Below are 15,333 nucleotides of genomic sequence, written 5' to 3'. Positions count from 1 at the left end.
AACCGGAGCCCCCCATGCCACTGACCCTCTCGCGCACCGAAACCGTCCTGTCCCTGGCCGTCCTGGCGCTGGCCCTGCTGGCCGCCCTGGCGCCACCGCTGGCCCAGCACGCGCACTACCACCACTTCGCCGACCAGCGCGCCTGGCTCGGCATCCCCTGCGCGCTGGACGTGCTGAGCAACCTGCCGTTTGCGCTGTTCGGCGCGCTGGGCCTGCAGGTGCTGGGCCGTGTGCCGGCCGTCGCGCTGGCGCGCCCGCAGCGCCAGCTGGCGGCCCTGTTCTTCGCCGGCCTGCTGCTCACCGCCCTGTGTTCAGCGTGGTACCACTGGCAGCCCGATGACGCGGGCCTGGTGGTGGACCGCCTGGGCATGACGGTGGCCTTCGCCGGCCTGCTGGGCCTGGGCGTGGCCAGCCAGCTGCGTGCCCGGGCCGGTTGGGGCCTGGCGCTGGCCGTGCTGGGCCTGGGCGGCTGGAGCGTGGCCCTCTGGGCGGCGAACGGCAACCTCCTGCCCTGGGCCCTGCTGCAAGGCGGGGGCATGGCGCTGCTGCTGGTGCTGGCCGTGGTGCCGGCCCTGCCTGGGGCGCTGGCGGTGCGCTGGGGCGTGCTCATCGGCCTCTATGCCCTGGCCAAGGGGCTGGAGCTGGCCGACCACGTGATCTTCGACGCCACGGGCCAGCTTGTGTCGGGCCACAGCCTCAAGCATCTGGTGGCCGCATTCGCCGCCTGGCCTGTCATACGCGCATTGCACGCCCTCGGGCAGAATGCCACTCAACGATAACGGAGGAGACATCTTGGAACACAAGAACGACCACGCCGCAGCCCATGGCGAACACCCCAACCAGTTCGCCCTGCTGCGCCAGCGCCGCTTCGCGCCCTTCTTCTGGACGCAGTTCAGCGGTGCGGCCAACGACAACCTCTTCAAGTTCGCCTTCACCGTCATGGTGACCTACCAGTTGCAGGTGAGCTGGCTGCCGCCCGCCATGGCGGGCCTGGTGATCGGCGCGCTTTTCATCCTGCCCTTCCTGCTGTTCAGTGCGACCAGCGGGCAGCTGACCGACAAGTTCGAGAAGACGGCCATGATCCGCTTCGTCAAGAACCTGGAAATCGCCATCATGCTGGTGGCGGGCTGGGGCTTCATCATGGCCAATGTGCCGGCCCTGCTGCTGTGCACCTTCATGATGGGCCTGCACTCCACGCTCTTCGGCCCGGTCAAGTTCGCCTACCTGCCGCAGGTGCTCAGCGAGCGCGAGCTCACGGGCGGCAACGGCATGGTGGAGATGGGCACCTTCGTGGCCATCCTGCTGGGCAATGTGGTGGGCGGCCTCATCGTGGCCATCCCCGAGGTGGGTCACCAGAACGTGGCCTTCGCCTGTGTCGCCCTGGCCGTGGTGGGGCGGGCCGCAGCGGCGCGCATCCCCGCGGCGCCGGCCACCGACCCCGGGCTCAGGATCAACTGGAACCCGGTGTCCGAGACCTGGCGCAACCTCAAGCTCGCGCACGGCAACATCGTGGTCTTCCGCTCCTTGCTGGGCATCAGCTGGATGTGGTTCTTCGGCGCCGTCTTCCTGAGCCAGTTCCCCAGCTTCGCCAAGGAGGTGCTGCACGGCGACGCGCACGTGGCCTCACTGCTGCTGGTGGTGTTCTCCATCGGCATCGGCATCGGCTCGCTCATGTGCGAGATGCTGAGCCGCCGCCATGTGGAGATCGGCCTGGTGCCCCTGGGCGCCATCGGCATGACGGTCTTCGCCATCGATCTCTACTTCGCCTCGCGCAGCCTGCCGCCTTCCGAGGTGATGGGCCTGGGCGCCTTCCTGGCCCAGAGCGCCCACTGGCGCGTCATGGCCGACCTGCTGCTGCTCAGCCTCTTTGCGGGCCTGTACAGCGTGCCCATGTACGCGCTGATCCAGTTGCGCAGCCCGGCCACGCACCGCGCGCGCATCATCGCGGCCAACAACATCCTCAACGCGCTCTTCATGATCGCCAGCTCGCTGATCACCGGCGCCCTGCTGGCCATGGACGTGAGCATCCCGCAGATCTTCTTCCTGGTGGGCCTGGCCAACGCCGTGGTGGCGCTCTACATCTTTCTGCTGGTGCCCGAGTACCTGCTGCGTTTCGTGGCCTGGGTCATGAGTCACTTCGTCTACCGCTTCAAGGTCACGGGCGACGAGCACATCCCCACCACCGGCCCCGCCATCCTGGCCTGCAACCACGTGAGCTTCGTGGACGCGGTGCTGCTCATGGCCGCCAGCCCGCGCCCCATCCGTTTCATCATGGACCACCGCATCTTCAAGATCCCGGTGCTGGGCTGGCTCTTCAAGCTGGCCAAGGCCATCCCCATCGCCCCGCGTGCCGAAGACCCCGCAGCTTACGAAGCCGCCTTCATCGCCGCCGCCCAGGTGCTGAAAGAGGGCGACCTGCTCGCCATCTTCCCCGAAGGCGGTATCACGCACGACGGCACCCTGCAGGAGTTCAAGGGCGGCCTCATGAAGATCCTGGAGATGCAGCCCGCTCCCGTGGTGCCCATGGCACTGACCAATCTCTGGGGCTCCTACTTCAGCCGCGCCGAGCTGGTGGGCGGCAAACCCACGGCCATGGCCAAGCCGTTCCGGCGGGGGCTCTTTAATACGGTGGGGTTGAATGTGGGGCCGGCAATGCCCGCGGACCAGGTGCAGCTGGACGCGCTGCGTGAGCAGGTGGCGGTCTTGATGGCGCCAGCGCAATAGGCCCAGCGCCTCATGAGGGCCTTCTTTTCCGGCCTGTACCTGTTGCTGGTGGGGCTGGTGCTCGGATGTGCGGTCTACGCGTGGAGCCTGCGCTGCGAAGGCTTCGGCTGCACGGGCGTCGGCATCGTCTGGGGCCTTTGGGCCGGGCTGTGCGGTCTGGCCGCCGTCCTGGGCCCCATCCTTCGATTCTTCCTCGTGCAGCAGCCAACGCAGCGTCGGATTGTGGGCTGGGCCTGGGGTTTGCAATCTGTCTTGGGGCTGGCCCTGCTGGCGTACTGGTTCCTAAAGGTGGTCGTCCAGGTCATCTGAGCAGCACGAGGTCAGGTCTTGTATCCCAACGGTCGCATCGTGAGTTCCAAGCGCAGTAGCTCTTCCCATAGTCCCTATGCTCACCAATTTTTGGAGTGCCCGCTCCAGTTGCGCCGAACAGGTGGAAGGCTGCCCGCGGCCATAACAAGCTGTTTGGACGAGTATCTTTGATACGGTGGGGCTGAATGAGGCGGTGGTAGAGCGCGAGTTGCAGAAATGGGTCAGCGAACTCTCGGTGTAACGAGAGTCACAGCTGTCCTGGGGCGACGGCGCGGTTCATGTCGATTTTGAATCCCGAAGCCGCCAATTCTCGCGCCAACCGCATTTTCCACCCCTCGCCTTGTTCCATGGGTTCATATACAAGGCCAAACACATCGGACGGCATTTCCACGTCACCTTTGATGAGCACCAGAGTTTTGGCGCGCCCGAGCTTTGCCGAGAAATAGCCAAGCTCAAGCACGACATTCTGTCGAGGGCGATGTCGCTTCTCCTCTTCTTTTCCTGCTGGATACCCAAAATCGTCGGGGGTCATCAAAATGACTGCAAATCCGGCACGGTCTGCAAACTCTTCAAACTTCTCGATGACTGTCATGCCCCGATTGATTTGCTCTTGAAGAATGACAGGTTTAACGCCTAGTTGCTCAAGGAAACGTGCGACAGAATGTTTTGCTCCTTCGTCATGGCCATGGACTAGAAACACCGAATTTGATTTGGGAAGAGCAGCGGCTGTCATGTCCTTCTCGAAGCGCTTTGCCGATACGATTCCCTCCGTCCCAACATCTGACTTCCATCGCCCTAGCAGGCTGCCGGGCGAGTCCATTGAGCAGAGAAGATTCACAGTGCCCAATTGAAAAGTGGTGGTTGATTGGCGACCAGGTGTCAATCTGGCCGACAACGAGCCATCGTGAGAGACCGTTCCTTCGAGAAAATACTCGTACTGTCCAAGACTGGGTTCACTAAGCTTCGCCGTCCCAGTGACTCGGTGACCCTCTTGGCGCGCATCAAGCGTGAGCCCGCCCTGATTTGTCCCGGAGATTGATCCGGTCCAATACCCGGTGTAGTCGGCATTGCCTTTGATTTCGGTGTTCATGGCCATTCCCCCTTGTTTCTGCGCAAGATGCTACAACTACATAACAACCCTTCAAAGGCTGTTTGTGAAAAAACTTCCCCTCAACCAAGCCTTCACCCTGCTGGAGCCCGGCCCCGTGGTGCTCGTCACCACCCATGACGGCAAACAATCCAACATCATGACCATCTCCTGGACCATGGTGGTCGACTTCACGCCGGTGTTTGCCATCACCACCGGGCCGTGGAACCATTCCTTTGCCGCCTTGCGCAAGACGAAAGAATGCGTGATCGCCATCCCCGCGGTGGACCTGCTCGACAAGGTGGTGGGTGTGGGCACCTGTTCCGGCACCGACACGGACAAGTTCGCCAAGTTCAAGCTCACGCCGCTCCAAGCCAGCCAAGTCAAGGCGCCGCTGATCGCAGAGTGCCTGGCCAACATCGAGTGCCGGGTGATCGACTACAAGCGCAAGCACGGCGTCGTGTTCCTGCAAGGCGTGGCCGCCTGGGTGGAGACCACGCGCAAGGAACGCCGCATGCTGCACGCCGTGGGCGACGGCACCTTCATCGCCGACGGCCGCAAGCTGGACCGTCGCCAGGCCATGCGCGCCAAGCTGCCCGCCGGCGTCTAGCGGCCGCTGCCGGGCTTCACTTCGCTTTCACCGCCGCCGTCAGTTCCTTGATGGTGAACATGTAGCTGCTCTGGTCCAGCGGTTTGTGGCAGGCCAGGCACTCGGCCTGGTTCACGCCGGGGCGGTGCTGCCTGGCCACGGTGTACACGCTGTAGTTCCACTCGGCGTTGCGCAGCATGTCGGGGATGTCTTTGCCCCAACCGGCTTCGCGGGCCATGGCGGTGTAGAACATCAGCTTGTCGGCCACATAGAAGCCGTCGGGTCCGGTGATGGGCTTCTTGTCGGTGTCGAGCTTGGCGGCGTGCACCTCGACCATCAGAGAGGCCCCGTTAGGCACGTCGCGGCCTTCCCGGGCCGCAGCCACGGCCGCGGGGTTGGCGTAGTAATAACGCACCTGCCTGGTCGCCGGGAAGTTGATGGTGTGGTACTTGAGGTAACCGTTGGGATAGCCCTCGGGGAAGCTCATGTTGGTCTTGGCCAGGTTGGGCAGCAGGGCTGATTTGCCGGTGCTGGTGGCGCCGCTCTGCGATGCGAAGAAGGCCGCCACGTCGGCGATGTCATCGGCGCTGAGCTGGCTGGCGATGGCGTTCATCACCGGGGCCTTGCGCGAGCCGTCTTTCAGCGCCTTGAGCTGGTTTTCCAGGTAGACCGTCTTCTGCCCCGCCAGGTTGGGAATGGCATCGCTCACGCTCACGCCGGTGGCGCCGTGGCAGGCGGCGCAGACCATGTCCACCTTGGCCTTGCCGGCCGCCGCGTCGGCGGCCAGGGCCAGGCCGGGCAGGCCCAGGGTGAGAAGCAGGGACGTCAGCAGGGTGGGGCGCATGGCAAGTCTCCTCAGTGTTGTGTTTGTTCCAGACATTCTGCGCGGGCCTTGCGCAGGTTCAGGGGCCTGGCCCGGACCACCCGGGCGCGGACGTGGGTATTCCGGGGCCCTCCTCGACCAAGGGGCGTGATGCGTTGTTTCCCAGGGCAGGGTCTAGTACTGCGCCCCAGACGTATCGAAACATGAAAGCGCGCCTTCGCGCGCAGGGCCGCGTTGCAAATCCTCGCCATAGCGAAGGCTATGGCTGTGGTTTGCGCCTGGCCCTGCGCACGAATCCATCGCTTTCATCATGTTCCTCTACCTCTGGGTTGCAGTACTTGGGCTACCCTGGCCAGCCTTCCAGCCGTGACAGCGCCTGCAGCAGTTGCGCGCCTGCGGCATCCAGCGTGCCGTCGTTGCGCACCTCGATCAGCCGCTGCGCCCCGCCCGGGCGGTAGGCGCCGGCGCGCTGCACGCGTTGTGCCACCGTGTCGGCACTCTCGCGGCCGCGCGCCAGCAGGCGCTGCTGCAGCACCTCGGCGCTGGCCGTGATGTGCAGCACCGTCAGCTCGGGGTAGTGCAGCTGCGCCTCGGGCAGGTAGGCGCGCGAGCCGTTGAGCAGCACCCAGCGGCCCGCTTGCAACGGTGCCAGCTCCTGGTGCCGCACGCCGTAGAGCAGCTCGTGGGCCGCCCAGTGCAGGCCGAAGGCCTGCGCAGCGCGCAGGCGTTCGAAGCTCGCGGCGTCCACGCTTTCGTGCGCCTCGCCGCCGGCCTGGGCCGGGCGGCTGATGGTGCGGCGGGCCCAGTGCAGCGGCAGCGTGGGGGGCAGCCGTGCGCGCAGCCAGGCCAGCAGGCTGTCCTTGCCGGCGCCCGAGGGGCCCATGACGTAGAGCAGGCGCTGGCTCATGCGCCGGCTTCCGGGCCGAGGGGCACGTGTTCCAGCAGCACGAAGTCGGCGCCTGGGCTGGGTTCGGCCAGCAGGGCCACGGCGTCGAAACGACTGGCCGGCAGGGGGGCGAACCATGCCTGCGCGGCGGCCTGTAGCGTGTCGACCACGGCCGGCGCTACACCGCGCAGCGGACCGGTGAGCGAGCAGTGGAAACGGTAGCGCTCCAGCACATAGGGGTAGCCCCAGCGCAGCAGCAGCGCATCCTCTTCTGGTGTCAGGCCGGCGGCGCGGCGGCGCTGCAGTTCCGCGGGCGGCAGCGGCGCGGCCAGCGGCTGCAACTGCGTCACGCAGGCCCGCTGCACGGCGTTGATGGCCGGCTCGGCGCCGCCGGGCACCATGGCCAGGAAATCGTCCAGCCGCGCCACCTGCAAGGCGGGCAGATCAAAGGGCTGCAGCTGTCGGCATAGGTTCCGCACGGCATCGCGCAGCTGCGCGGGGCTCACGCCCTCGGCCAGCGTAAACGGCGCCTTGAGCGTGCCGTGCCAGCCATAACGGCGCGGCGCGGCCGTCAGGCGCAGGAACTCCGCGGCCGGCAGGCCCGGGATGTCGGGTGGCGTCAGCGTTTGCTGGCGCGCCGCGCAGCGGCCCAGCCAGCGGCTGCCGGCCTGCCACTCGGGGCTGTCCGGGCGCGGGGCGTAGTAGATGGCGTAGCGGTAGGCCGGCTCAGTGCTCATCGTGGCTCACCGTCAGCTTGACGCGGTCGCCGGCGAACCAGGCGGTGGCGTACTCGATCGGCACGCCATGCGGGTCCACGTTCACGCTCTCCACCTGCAGCACGGGGCGGCTCTGGGCCTGCTTGAGGATGGCGGCGACTTCGGTGTCGGGCATTTGGGCGGTGATGCGGCTTTCGCGGCGCGTGTAGTCGGCCACGCCGTGCGCCGCAAAGGCGGCGGTGATGGAGCCGGTCTCGCGCACCACGGCTTCCAGGTTGGCAAAACGCGGCAGGGGGAAGAGGCGCTCGCTGACCTGCAGCGGCTGCTGCTCGGCCTCACCCAGCACGCGCAGCCACAGCAGCGTGCTGCGGGCCGGCAGCTGCAGCGCGCGCGCCTGGGCTGCCGTGGCGCGCACGGTGCGCGCGGCCAGCACCTGCAGGTCGCCGCGCAGGCCGGCCTGTGCCAGGTTCTGGTGGTGGCGGGTGCGTTTGCCCAGCGCCAGGTCCACCGCGAAGTCTTCCACATAGGTGCCGCTGCCCTGGCTGATGCGTACCAGGCCCTGGCTGCACAGGCTGGACAGCGAGCGGCGGATGGTGTGGCGGTTCACGCCGTACTGCTCGGCCAGCGCGTGTTCGGAGGGCAGGCGCTGACCCGGGGCGTAGACCCCGCGGCCGATGGCCTCGGCCAGTTCGGTGGCGATGCGGATCCAGAAACTCTCGCGCCCGGCCGGCGCGGTCTGGAGGGGGCTGGGGAAGGTCGTGGTGGCTGTCATGAAACCTACATCAAGGATCTTTAAGCTGGCGGCAGGCAATCAAATTGTCTAGACAACTTCAGGATAGCAGAGTGATGTTTCACGCATTTGACAACCCGGGCCCGGCCCGGCCCCTGGTCCGCGCGGACTGGATGGCGCTGCTGGCGCGCGCGCCGCAGGCGCTGCTGGAGTCCGTGCTGGGCCCGCAGGCCGGCGCCGCGCCGCGCTGGCTGCGCGCGCCCGAGACCGGGCTGATGATGGTGCAGGGCCGTGCCGGCGGCACGGGGGAGCGCTTCAACCTGGGTGAGGTCACTGTCACGCGCTGCGCCCTGCGCCTGGAGGGCGACGCCGCACCGGCGCCCGTGGGCGTGGCCTATGTGCTGGGGCGCTCGCATCGCCAGGCGCAGCTGGCCGCGCTGGCCGACGCGCTGCTGCAGGACCCGGCGCAGCAGGCCGTGCTCGAGGCCCGGCTGTTGACGCCGGTGCGCCAGCACCTGGCCCGCTTGCGCGCCGAGCGGGCCGAGCGCGTCCAGAGCACCAAGGTCGATTTCTTCACCGTGGCGCGCGAAAGCGGCGCCGGTGCCGCCGACGAGGAGGAGGGCGCATGAACCCCCAGGACCTCTCCACCCTTGGTGCAGGTTTTTCCCACGAGGCTTTCGGGAGTCAGCAGGTCTTCCGCGCGGCGCTGCAGGCGCTGTCGCATCCGGGCCGGCTGGTGGATGTGGTGCACGACGCCGAAGTACCGCGTGTCGGCCATGCCGCCTCGGCCGTGCTGCTGCTGGCCCTGCTGGATGCCGACTGCAGCCTGTGGCTGTCGCCGGCGCTGCGCGACAGCGATGCCGCGGCCTGGCTGCGTTTTCACACCGGCTGCCAGCTGGTCGCAGCGCCGGCCCGGGCGCAGTTCGCCTGGGTCGCCGAGGGTGATGACCTGCCGGCGCTGGAGGCTTTTGCCGGCGGCAGCGAGAACTACCCCGACCAGTCGACCACCTGCGTGATCGACGTGGCGTCTCTGGCCGCTGGGGCCGCGGATGACTGGCGCCTGAGCGGTCCCGGCATCCAGGGCGAGAGCACCCTGCAGGCGCTGGGACTGCCGCGGGACTTCGTGGCGCAGTGGGCGGCCAACCACGCGGCCTTTCCGCGCGGTGTGGACCTGTTCCTGGCCACACCGCAGCAGATCGTTGGCCTGCCGCGCAGCACGCGCATCGAACACACCGTGGAGGCCTGATATGTACGTGGCCGTCAAGGGCGGGGAAACCGCCATCCTCAACAGCTACCGCCTGCTGGCCGAGCAGCGCCGCGGTGACCGCGCCCTGCCCGAGCTGTCGGTGGCGCAGATCCGCCAGCAGCTCAAGCTCTCGGTGGATCGTGTCATGACCGAAGGCTCGGTCTACGACCCCGAGCTGGCCGCGCTGGCCATCAAGCAGGCGGCTGGCGACCTGGTGGAGGCCATCTTCCTGCTGCGCGCCTACCGCGCCACGCTGCCGCGCCTGGGCAGCACCCTGCCGCTGGACACCGCGCGCATGGCGCTGGAGCGCCGCATCTCGGCCACCTTCAAGGACCTGCCCGGCGGCCAGGTGCTGGGGCCGACCTACGACTACACCCAGCGCCTGCTCGACTTCACCCTGCTGGCCAACAGCCCGGACAGCCCGCGCAGCGACAGCGCCGCGGCGGTCGCCGAGGAGGGCGCCGAGGAGGGCGCCGAGGAGGGCGCCGTGCCGCGCGTGGTGGACCTGCTGAACCAGGAGGGCCTGATCGAAACCCGCCCCGTGCCGCCGGGCGACCCGGCACCCATGGACCTCACGCGTGCGCCGCTGCGTTTCCCGGCCGACCGGGCCACCCGCCTGCAGAACCTGGCGCGCGGCGACGAAGGTTTCCTGCTGGCCATGGCCTATTCGACCCAGCGCGGTTACTCGCACAGCCACCCTTTCGTGGGGGAGATCCGGCTCGGGCAGGTGGCGCTGGAGATCGAGCCGGAGGAGCTGGGTTTTGCCATCTCCATCGGCGACCTGGAGATCACCGAGTGCGAGATGGTCAACCAGTTCGCCGGCAGCAAGACCGAGCCGCCGCAGTTCACGCGCGGCTATGGCCTGGCCTTCGGCCACAGCGAGCGCAAGGCCATGGCCATGAGCCTGGTGGACCGCGCCCTGCGCGCCGAGGAGCTGGGCGAACCGGTCGAGTCGCCAGCGCAGATGCAGGAGTTCGTGCTCTCGCACAGCGACAGCCTGGAGGCCTCGGGTTTCGTGCAGCACCTCAAGCTGCCGCATTACGTGGACTTCCAGTCCGAGCTCGAACTGGTGCGCCGCCTGCGCGCCGCCGCCCCGCAGCCGGGCGCCGAAGGAGACCCCGCATGAACGCGCCGCAAGTCAATTTCGCCTACCTCGACGAGCGCACCAAGCGCATGATCCGCCGCGCCATCCTCAAGGCGGTGGCCATCCCGGGTTACCAGGTGCCCTTCGGTTCGCGCGAGATGCCGCTGCCCTACGGCTGGGGCACCGGCGGCATCCAGGTCACGGCGGCCGTCATCGGCCCGCAGGACGTGCTCAAGGTCATCGACCAGGGTTCGGACGACACCGTCAACGCGGTCAACATCCGGCGCTTTTTCGAGCGCACCACCGGCGTGGCCACCACCACCCGCACCACCGAGGCGAGCCTGATCCAGACCCGCCACCGCATTCCCGAGACGCCGCTGCGCGAAGGCCAGCTCATGGTCTACCAGGTGCCGGTGCCCGAACCGATGCAGCGGCTGGAGCCGCGCGAGACCGAGACGCGCACCCTGCACGGTCTGGCCGAGTACGGCCTGATGCACGTGAAGCTGTACGAGGACATCGCGCGCTACGGACACATCGCCACCACCTACGACTACCCGGTGCTGGTGAACGGGCGTTACATCATGGCGCCCTCGCCGATCCCCAAGTTCGACAACCCCAAGATGCACATGAGTCCGGCGCTGCAGCTCTTCGGCGCCGGGCGCGAGAAGCGCATCTATGCCGTGCCGCCCTACACCGCGGTGGAGAGCCTGGGCTTCGAGGACCATCCCTTCGAGGTGCAGCGCTGGGACGCGGCCTGCGCCCTGTGCGGCGCCACCGACAGCTTTCTGGACGAGGTCATCACCGACGACGCGGGCAGCCGTCTGCACGTGTGCTCGGACTCGGACTACTGCCAGTCGCGCCAGCCGGCCGTTCCCGCCGTGACGCATGAAGTCACCCCCAAGGAGCTGGCATGAGCATCGTCATGCGCCAGGCGCAGGCCGACGACCTGCCGGCCGTGCTGGACCTGTATGCCCAGCCGGGCCTGGATGACGGCCGCGTGCTGGGCGAGGAGCAGGCCCGCGCGGTGTTTGCCGAATTCGCCCGCTATCCCAGCTACCGCCTCTTCGTCGCCTGCGACGAAGGTGACGGCAGCGTGGTCGGCAGCTATGCCTTGCTGGTCATGCACAACCTGGCGCACCGCGGCACGCCCTCGGCCATCGCCGAGGACGTGGTGGTGGCGCCGGACCGCCAGGGCCGGGGCATCGGCCGGCAGATGATGGCCCACGCCGTGGCGCAGGCGCGGGAAGCCGGCTGCTACAAGCTGGCGCTGTCGTCCAACCGCAAGCGCCAGGCGGCGCATGCCTTCTATGAATCGCTCGGCTTCACCCAACACGGCCTGAGCTTCGTGATCGAAATATGAAACACCCCCGTTGCTTGCCCACTTCGTGTGGCCGCCTCCCCCCTCAAGGGGGCAACGCCAGTGGCCCGGCAAAGCCGGTTCCACGGCGTTCCCCGCTTAGACCGTCTCATACGGTGCAACGTGCGCGCTGGAGCCACTGAAATGACAAGGACAAATCTTCCACTGCTGCAGGTGCGCGGCATTGGCAAACGCTACGGCGAGCGCGTGGCCCTGCACGACGCCTCCTTCGACCTCTGGCCCGGCGAGGTGCTGGCCGTGGTGGGCGAATCCGGCTCGGGCAAGTCCACCCTGCTCAACGCCGTGGCCGCGCGCAGCCAGCCCGATGCCGGCAGCGTGCTGTTCCAGTCCCGTGACGGCGCCGTGCAGGACGTGTTTGCCATGAGCGAGGCACAGCGCCGGCTGCTGGCGCGCACCGACTGGGGCTTCGTGCACCAGAACGCCGCCGACGGCCTGCGCATGGACGTCTCGGCCGGCGCCAACGTGGGCGAGCGCCTGATGGGCCTGGGCGAGCGCCACTACGGCCGCCTGCGCGCCACCGCGCAGGAATGGCTGCAGCGCGTGGAGATCGACCCGGCGCGCATCGACGAGGCGCCGCGCGCCTACTCCGGCGGCATGCGCCAGCGCCTGCAGATCGCGCGCAACCTGGTCACGCAGCCGCGCCTGGTGTTCATGGACGAGCCGACCTCGGGGCTGGACGTCTCCGTGCAGGCGCGCCTGCTGGACATGCTGCGCCAGCTGACGCGCCAGATGCAGCTGGCCGTGATCATCGTCACGCACGATCTGGCGGTGGCCCGCCTGCTGGCGCACCGCATGATGGTCATGCAGCGCGGCCGTGTGGTCGAGTCCGGCCTGACCGACCAGCTGCTGGACGACCCGCAACACCCCTACACCCAGCTTCTCGTCTCTTCGGTACTGCCGCCATGAACGCACCCCTGCTCCAGATGAAAGGGGTGGCCAAGCGCTTCACCCTGCACCACCAGAACGGCGTTGAGCTGCCCGTGCTCGATCAGGTCGACCTCAGCGTCGCCCCGGGCGAATGCATCGTGCTCGACGGCCCCTCGGGCATGGGCAAGAGCACGCTGCTCAAGCTGATCTATGCCAACTACCGCGCCAGCGCCGGCCGCATCACGGTGCAGGCACCCGGCGGCGCAGCGGTGGAGATCACCGAGGCCACGCCACGCGCGCTGGTGGAGCTGCGCCGCCACACCATCGGCTACGTCAGCCAGTTCCTGCGCGTGATCCCGCGCGTGGGCGCGCTGGATGTGGTGGCCGAGCCGCTGGCCGAGGACGCTGGCGACGACGCGGTGGCCCTGGCCGCCGCGCGCGAGCAGGCAAGACTGTGGCTGACGCGCCTGCGCATACCCGAGCGCCTGTGGCACCTGCCGCCGGCCACCTTCTCGGGCGGTGAGCAGCAGCGCATCAACATTGCCCGCAACATGATCAAGCCGCGGCCGCTGCTGCTGCTGGACGAACCCACGGCCTCGCTCGACGCCGCCAACACCGCCACCGTGATCGAGCTGATCCACGAGGCGGTGGCCCGCGGCGCCGCGCTGGTGGGCATCTTTCACGACGCCGGCGTCGGGGCGCAGGTCGCCACGCGTCGCGTCAACGTCGCCGAATTCCGGAGAAGCGCATGAACAGCCAGATCGTCTTCAAGAATGCCCGCCTGGTGCTGCCCGGCGAAGTGGTGCACGGCACCCTCGCCGTGGCCGACGGCCGCCTGGCCGATTTCGACAGCGGCGGCAGCGCGGACCCGGCCGCCATCGACCTGGAGGGCGACTACCTGCTGCCCGGTCTGGTGGAGATGCACACCGATAATTTCGAACGCCACCTGATGCCGCGCCCCAAGGTGCACTGGGCCGAGCTGCCCGCGCTGCTCGCGCACGACGCCGAAGTGGCCGCCGCGGGCATCACCACCGTGTTCGATGCGCTGGGCGTGGGCGAGGCCGACACCGACAGCCTGCGCGGCAGCGCCTGGGACCGGGTGCTGGCGACGATCGACACCGCCACCGCGCAGGAGCTGCTGCGCGCCGACCACCACCTGCACGTGCGCTGCGAGCTGCCGGCGCCCAACACCATCGACCTGTTCAGGCCGTTCCAGCAGCACCCGCGCCTGTCGCTGATCTCGCTGATGGACCACACCCCGGGCCAGCGCCAGTGGGAGGACATCGAGCAGGCGCGCATCTACTACACCGGCAAGAAGGGCTGGAGTGGCGAGAAGTTCGAGCGCCAGGTGGCGCATGCCGCCCTGCTGCAGGCCCAGTACGCCGAGCCGCACCGTGCCTACTTCGTCGACTACTGCCGCGCGCATGGCACCGCCCTGGCCAGCCATGACGACACCACCGAGGCGCATGTGCGCCAGGCCCATGGCGAAGGCGCCAGCATGTCGGAGTTTCCGACCACGGTGGCGGCGGCGCGCACCGCGCATGAGCTCGGCCTGCTGACCGTGATGGGCGGGCCCAACGTGGTGCGCGGCGGCTCGCACTCGGGCAATGTGGCGGCGGCCGAGCTGGCGCGCCACGGCCTGCTCGACATCCTGTCCTCCGACTACGTGCCGGGCAGCCTGCTCAGCGGCGTGATGCGCCTGGTGGACGAGGAGCTGATGACCCTGCCGCAGGCGGTGGCCACCGTCACGCGCAACCCGGCGCGCGCCACGGGCCTGCACGACCGCGGCGAGATCGCCACCGGCCAGCGCGCCGATCTGGTGCAGATGCGCCTGGTTGAATTGCCCGGCGGCGTGCGCCAGGCCGTGGTGCGCGCGGTCTGGCGTGTCGGCCGGCGGGTGATCTGAGAGGCCTGGGCGCGGGTCGGCCCGACATGTCCGTGCCCTGCAACTGTCAAACCCCTGTCACACGTCGCTTCCAAACTGGGATGTATAGACGACTTTGGAATACGCCATGAACACCGCACTCCATATCCGACAGCTCAACAAGCACTTTCCCAATGGCCGGCACGCCTTGCGCGACATCAACCTGAGCGTGCAGCACGGCGAGATGGTGGCGCTCATCGGCGCCTCGGGCTCCGGCAAGTCCACCCTGCTGCGCCACGTGGCCGGCCTGGTGGCCGCCGATGGCGGCAGCGAATCCCTGATCGAGATCGACGGGCACTGCGTGCAGCAGGGCGGCCGCATCCACCGCGACATCCGCAAGGTCCGCGCCCAGGTGGGTTTTGTGTTCCAGCAGTTCAACCTGGTGGACCGCCTGCCGGTGCTGGTGAACGTGCTGGTCGGCCTGCTGCACCGCATCCCCTGCTGGCGCAGCTGGCTGCGCCTGTTCAGCCAGCAGGAGCGCAGCCAGGCGATCGAGGCGCTGGCGCGCGTCGGCATCGCCGATTGCCACGCGCAACGCGCCTCCACCCTGTCCGGCGGCCAGCAGCAGCGTGCCGCCATCGCACGCACCCTGGTGCAGGGCGCCCGGGTGGTGCTGGCCGACGAGCCGATCGCCTCGCTCGACCCTGAATCGTCGCGCAAGGTCATGGAGATCCTGGCGCGCATCAACCGCGAGGATCGCTGCACCGTGATCGTCTCGCTGCACCAGGTCGACATGGCGCGCAAGTACTGCCCCCGCGTGGTGGCGCTGCACCAGGGCCAGGTGGTGTTCGACGGCCCCTCCTCGGCCCTGACCCCGGCCCTGCTGCGCGATCTGTACGGCGTGCAGGCCGACGAAATCCTCACGGGCGCGCCGCCCGTCCATGACACGCCCCTCGCCGCGCCGGCCATGCCCTGGGTACCGCCCCTGGCGCAGGTCGCATGAGTTCCCCCAACCCCACCCTGGAGTCAC

General features: G+C 68.3%; 18 protein-coding genes. 13 read left to right on the top strand and 5 right to left on the bottom strand.

What is annotated here, in order from left to right; genetic code table 11:
• Positions 1-14 precede the first annotated feature (14 nt).
• Genes AC1RRP_RS16680 through AC1RRP_RS16670 form a run of 3 tightly spaced genes read left to right on the top strand, consistent with a single transcriptional unit; the run spans position 15 to position 3,033 of the window.
• A complete protein-coding gene (locus AC1RRP_RS16680; RefSeq protein ID WP_493038136.1) occupies positions 15-779 on the top strand; it encodes a hypothetical protein in 765 nt (254 codons plus the stop codon).
• 13 nt (positions 780-792) lie between these two features.
• Positions 793-2,724 (top strand): MFS transporter, encoded by a 1,932-nt coding sequence (locus AC1RRP_RS16675; protein ID WP_493038134.1) that lies wholly within the window; start codon positions 793-795, stop codon positions 2,722-2,724.
• A gap of 12 nt (positions 2,725-2,736) precedes the next feature.
• On the top strand, positions 2,737-3,033 hold the full coding sequence (locus AC1RRP_RS16670) for a hypothetical protein (RefSeq protein ID WP_493038132.1): 297 nt from the start codon (positions 2,737-2,739) through the stop codon (positions 3,031-3,033).
• A 247-nt stretch (positions 3,034-3,280) separates the two neighbouring features.
• Here AC1RRP_RS16670 and AC1RRP_RS16665 read toward each other — a convergent pair whose 3' ends face one another.
• Complete coding sequence (locus AC1RRP_RS16665) at positions 3,281-4,123, bottom strand: TIR domain-containing protein (RefSeq protein WP_493038130.1); 843 nt, start codon at positions 4,121-4,123, stop codon at positions 3,281-3,283.
• Positions 4,124-4,187: 64 nt separating this feature from the next.
• Between AC1RRP_RS16665 and AC1RRP_RS16660 the strand changes: the two genes are divergently transcribed.
• Positions 4,188-4,730, top strand: a complete 543-nt coding sequence (locus AC1RRP_RS16660; RefSeq protein ID WP_493038128.1) for a flavin reductase family protein — start codon at positions 4,188-4,190, stop codon at positions 4,728-4,730.
• Between the two features lie 16 nt (positions 4,731-4,746).
• On the opposite strand, the gene AC1RRP_RS16655 is transcribed toward AC1RRP_RS16660, so the two are convergent.
• The 4 genes from AC1RRP_RS16655 to phnF form a co-directional block, all read right to left on the bottom strand.
• On the bottom strand, positions 4,747-5,553 hold the full coding sequence (locus AC1RRP_RS16655) for a cytochrome P460 family protein (protein WP_493038126.1): 807 nt from the start codon (positions 5,551-5,553) through the stop codon (positions 4,747-4,749).
• Positions 5,554-5,875: 322 nt separating this feature from the next.
• Positions 5,876-6,439 carry a phosphonate metabolism protein/1,5-bisphosphokinase (PRPP-forming) PhnN gene (gene phnN / locus AC1RRP_RS16650; RefSeq protein ID WP_493038124.1) on the bottom strand — a complete coding sequence of 188 codons (564 nt, stop codon included), beginning with the start codon at positions 6,437-6,439 and terminating at the stop codon, positions 5,876-5,878.
• Positions 6,436-7,155 (bottom strand): DUF1045 domain-containing protein, encoded by a 720-nt coding sequence (locus tag AC1RRP_RS16645; protein ID WP_493038122.1) that lies wholly within the window; start codon positions 7,153-7,155, stop codon positions 6,436-6,438. The genes phnN and AC1RRP_RS16645 overlap by 4 nt, the downstream gene beginning before the upstream one ends.
• Positions 7,145-7,906, bottom strand: a complete 762-nt coding sequence (phnF, locus tag AC1RRP_RS16640; RefSeq protein ID WP_493038120.1) for a phosphonate metabolism transcriptional regulator PhnF — start codon at positions 7,904-7,906, stop codon at positions 7,145-7,147. The genes AC1RRP_RS16645 and phnF overlap by 11 nt, the downstream gene beginning before the upstream one ends.
• A gap of 74 nt (positions 7,907-7,980) precedes the next feature.
• Here phnF and phnG point away from each other — a divergent pair, with 74 nt between their 5' ends.
• From phnG to phnC, 9 genes are all read left to right on the top strand, one after another.
• A complete protein-coding gene (gene phnG / locus AC1RRP_RS16635; RefSeq protein ID WP_493038118.1) occupies positions 7,981-8,493 on the top strand; it encodes a phosphonate C-P lyase system protein PhnG in 513 nt (170 codons plus the stop codon).
• A complete protein-coding gene (gene phnH / locus AC1RRP_RS16630) occupies positions 8,490-9,110 on the top strand; it encodes a phosphonate C-P lyase system protein PhnH (protein WP_493038116.1) in 621 nt (206 codons plus the stop codon). The genes phnG and phnH overlap by 4 nt, the downstream gene beginning before the upstream one ends.
• A gap of 1 nt (position 9,111) precedes the next feature.
• A complete protein-coding gene (locus AC1RRP_RS16625; RefSeq protein WP_493038114.1) occupies positions 9,112-10,236 on the top strand; it encodes a carbon-phosphorus lyase complex subunit in 1,125 nt (374 codons plus the stop codon).
• Positions 10,233-11,108, top strand: a complete 876-nt coding sequence (locus tag AC1RRP_RS16620; RefSeq protein WP_493038112.1) for an alpha-D-ribose 1-methylphosphonate 5-phosphate C-P-lyase PhnJ — start codon at positions 10,233-10,235, stop codon at positions 11,106-11,108. The genes AC1RRP_RS16625 and AC1RRP_RS16620 overlap by 4 nt, the downstream gene beginning before the upstream one ends.
• Complete coding sequence (locus AC1RRP_RS16615) at positions 11,105-11,554, top strand: GNAT family N-acetyltransferase (protein ID WP_493038110.1); 450 nt, start codon at positions 11,105-11,107, stop codon at positions 11,552-11,554. Before AC1RRP_RS16620 ends, AC1RRP_RS16615 begins: the two co-directional genes overlap by 4 nt.
• A gap of 141 nt (positions 11,555-11,695) precedes the next feature.
• Positions 11,696-12,478 carry a phosphonate C-P lyase system protein PhnK gene (phnK, locus tag AC1RRP_RS16610; RefSeq protein WP_493038108.1) on the top strand — a complete coding sequence of 261 codons (783 nt, stop codon included), beginning with the start codon at positions 11,696-11,698 and terminating at the stop codon, positions 12,476-12,478.
• On the top strand, positions 12,475-13,191 hold the full coding sequence (phnL, locus tag AC1RRP_RS16605; RefSeq protein WP_493038106.1) for a phosphonate C-P lyase system protein PhnL: 717 nt from the start codon (positions 12,475-12,477) through the stop codon (positions 13,189-13,191). The genes phnK and phnL overlap by 4 nt, the downstream gene beginning before the upstream one ends.
• Positions 13,188-14,345 (top strand): alpha-D-ribose 1-methylphosphonate 5-triphosphate diphosphatase, encoded by a 1,158-nt coding sequence (locus tag AC1RRP_RS16600; protein WP_493038104.1) that lies wholly within the window; start codon positions 13,188-13,190, stop codon positions 14,343-14,345. Before phnL ends, AC1RRP_RS16600 begins: the two co-directional genes overlap by 4 nt.
• A gap of 106 nt (positions 14,346-14,451) precedes the next feature.
• Complete coding sequence (gene phnC / locus AC1RRP_RS16595; protein WP_493038102.1) at positions 14,452-15,306, top strand: phosphonate ABC transporter ATP-binding protein; 855 nt, start codon at positions 14,452-14,454, stop codon at positions 15,304-15,306.
• The last annotated feature ends 27 nt before the right edge of the window (positions 15,307-15,333 follow it).

The sequence above is a fragment of the Hylemonella sp. GW821-FHT12C09 genome (assembly GCF_058807395.1).
The sequence above is the reverse complement of the archived record's forward strand: the minus strand, read 5'-3'. Positions and strand labels throughout refer to the sequence as shown.

Excerpts from the sequence above, each read along its gene's own strand:
- AC1RRP_RS16680 (WP_493038136.1), top strand. The coding sequence starts at position 15 with ATGCCACTGACCCTCTCGCGCACCGAAACCGTCCTGTCCCTGGCCGTC.
- AC1RRP_RS16670 (WP_493038132.1), top strand. The coding sequence starts at position 2,737 with ATGAGGGCCTTCTTTTCCGGCCTGTACCTGTTGCTGGTGGGGCTGGTG.
- AC1RRP_RS16665 (WP_493038130.1), bottom strand. The coding sequence starts at position 4,123 with ATGAACACCGAAATCAAAGGCAATGCCGACTACACCGGGTATTGGACC.
- AC1RRP_RS16655 (WP_493038126.1), bottom strand. The coding sequence starts at position 5,553 with ATGCGCCCCACCCTGCTGACGTCCCTGCTTCTCACCCTGGGCCTGCCC.
- phnN (WP_493038124.1), bottom strand. The coding sequence starts at position 6,439 with ATGAGCCAGCGCCTGCTCTACGTCATGGGCCCCTCGGGCGCCGGCAAG.
- AC1RRP_RS16645 (WP_493038122.1), bottom strand. The coding sequence starts at position 7,155 with ATGAGCACTGAGCCGGCCTACCGCTACGCCATCTACTACGCCCCGCGC.
- phnF (WP_493038120.1), bottom strand. The coding sequence starts at position 7,906 with ATGACAGCCACCACGACCTTCCCCAGCCCCCTCCAGACCGCGCCGGCC.
- phnG (WP_493038118.1), top strand. The coding sequence starts at position 7,981 with ATGTTTCACGCATTTGACAACCCGGGCCCGGCCCGGCCCCTGGTCCGC.
- phnH (WP_493038116.1), top strand. The coding sequence starts at position 8,490 with ATGAACCCCCAGGACCTCTCCACCCTTGGTGCAGGTTTTTCCCACGAG.
- AC1RRP_RS16625 (WP_493038114.1), top strand. The coding sequence starts at position 9,112 with ATGTACGTGGCCGTCAAGGGCGGGGAAACCGCCATCCTCAACAGCTAC.
- AC1RRP_RS16620 (WP_493038112.1), top strand. The coding sequence starts at position 10,233 with ATGAACGCGCCGCAAGTCAATTTCGCCTACCTCGACGAGCGCACCAAG.
- AC1RRP_RS16615 (WP_493038110.1), top strand. The coding sequence starts at position 11,105 with ATGAGCATCGTCATGCGCCAGGCGCAGGCCGACGACCTGCCGGCCGTG.
- phnK (WP_493038108.1), top strand. The coding sequence starts at position 11,696 with ATGACAAGGACAAATCTTCCACTGCTGCAGGTGCGCGGCATTGGCAAA.
- phnL (WP_493038106.1), top strand. The coding sequence starts at position 12,475 with ATGAACGCACCCCTGCTCCAGATGAAAGGGGTGGCCAAGCGCTTCACC.
- AC1RRP_RS16600 (WP_493038104.1), top strand. The coding sequence starts at position 13,188 with ATGAACAGCCAGATCGTCTTCAAGAATGCCCGCCTGGTGCTGCCCGGC.
- phnC (WP_493038102.1), top strand. The coding sequence starts at position 14,452 with ATGAACACCGCACTCCATATCCGACAGCTCAACAAGCACTTTCCCAAT.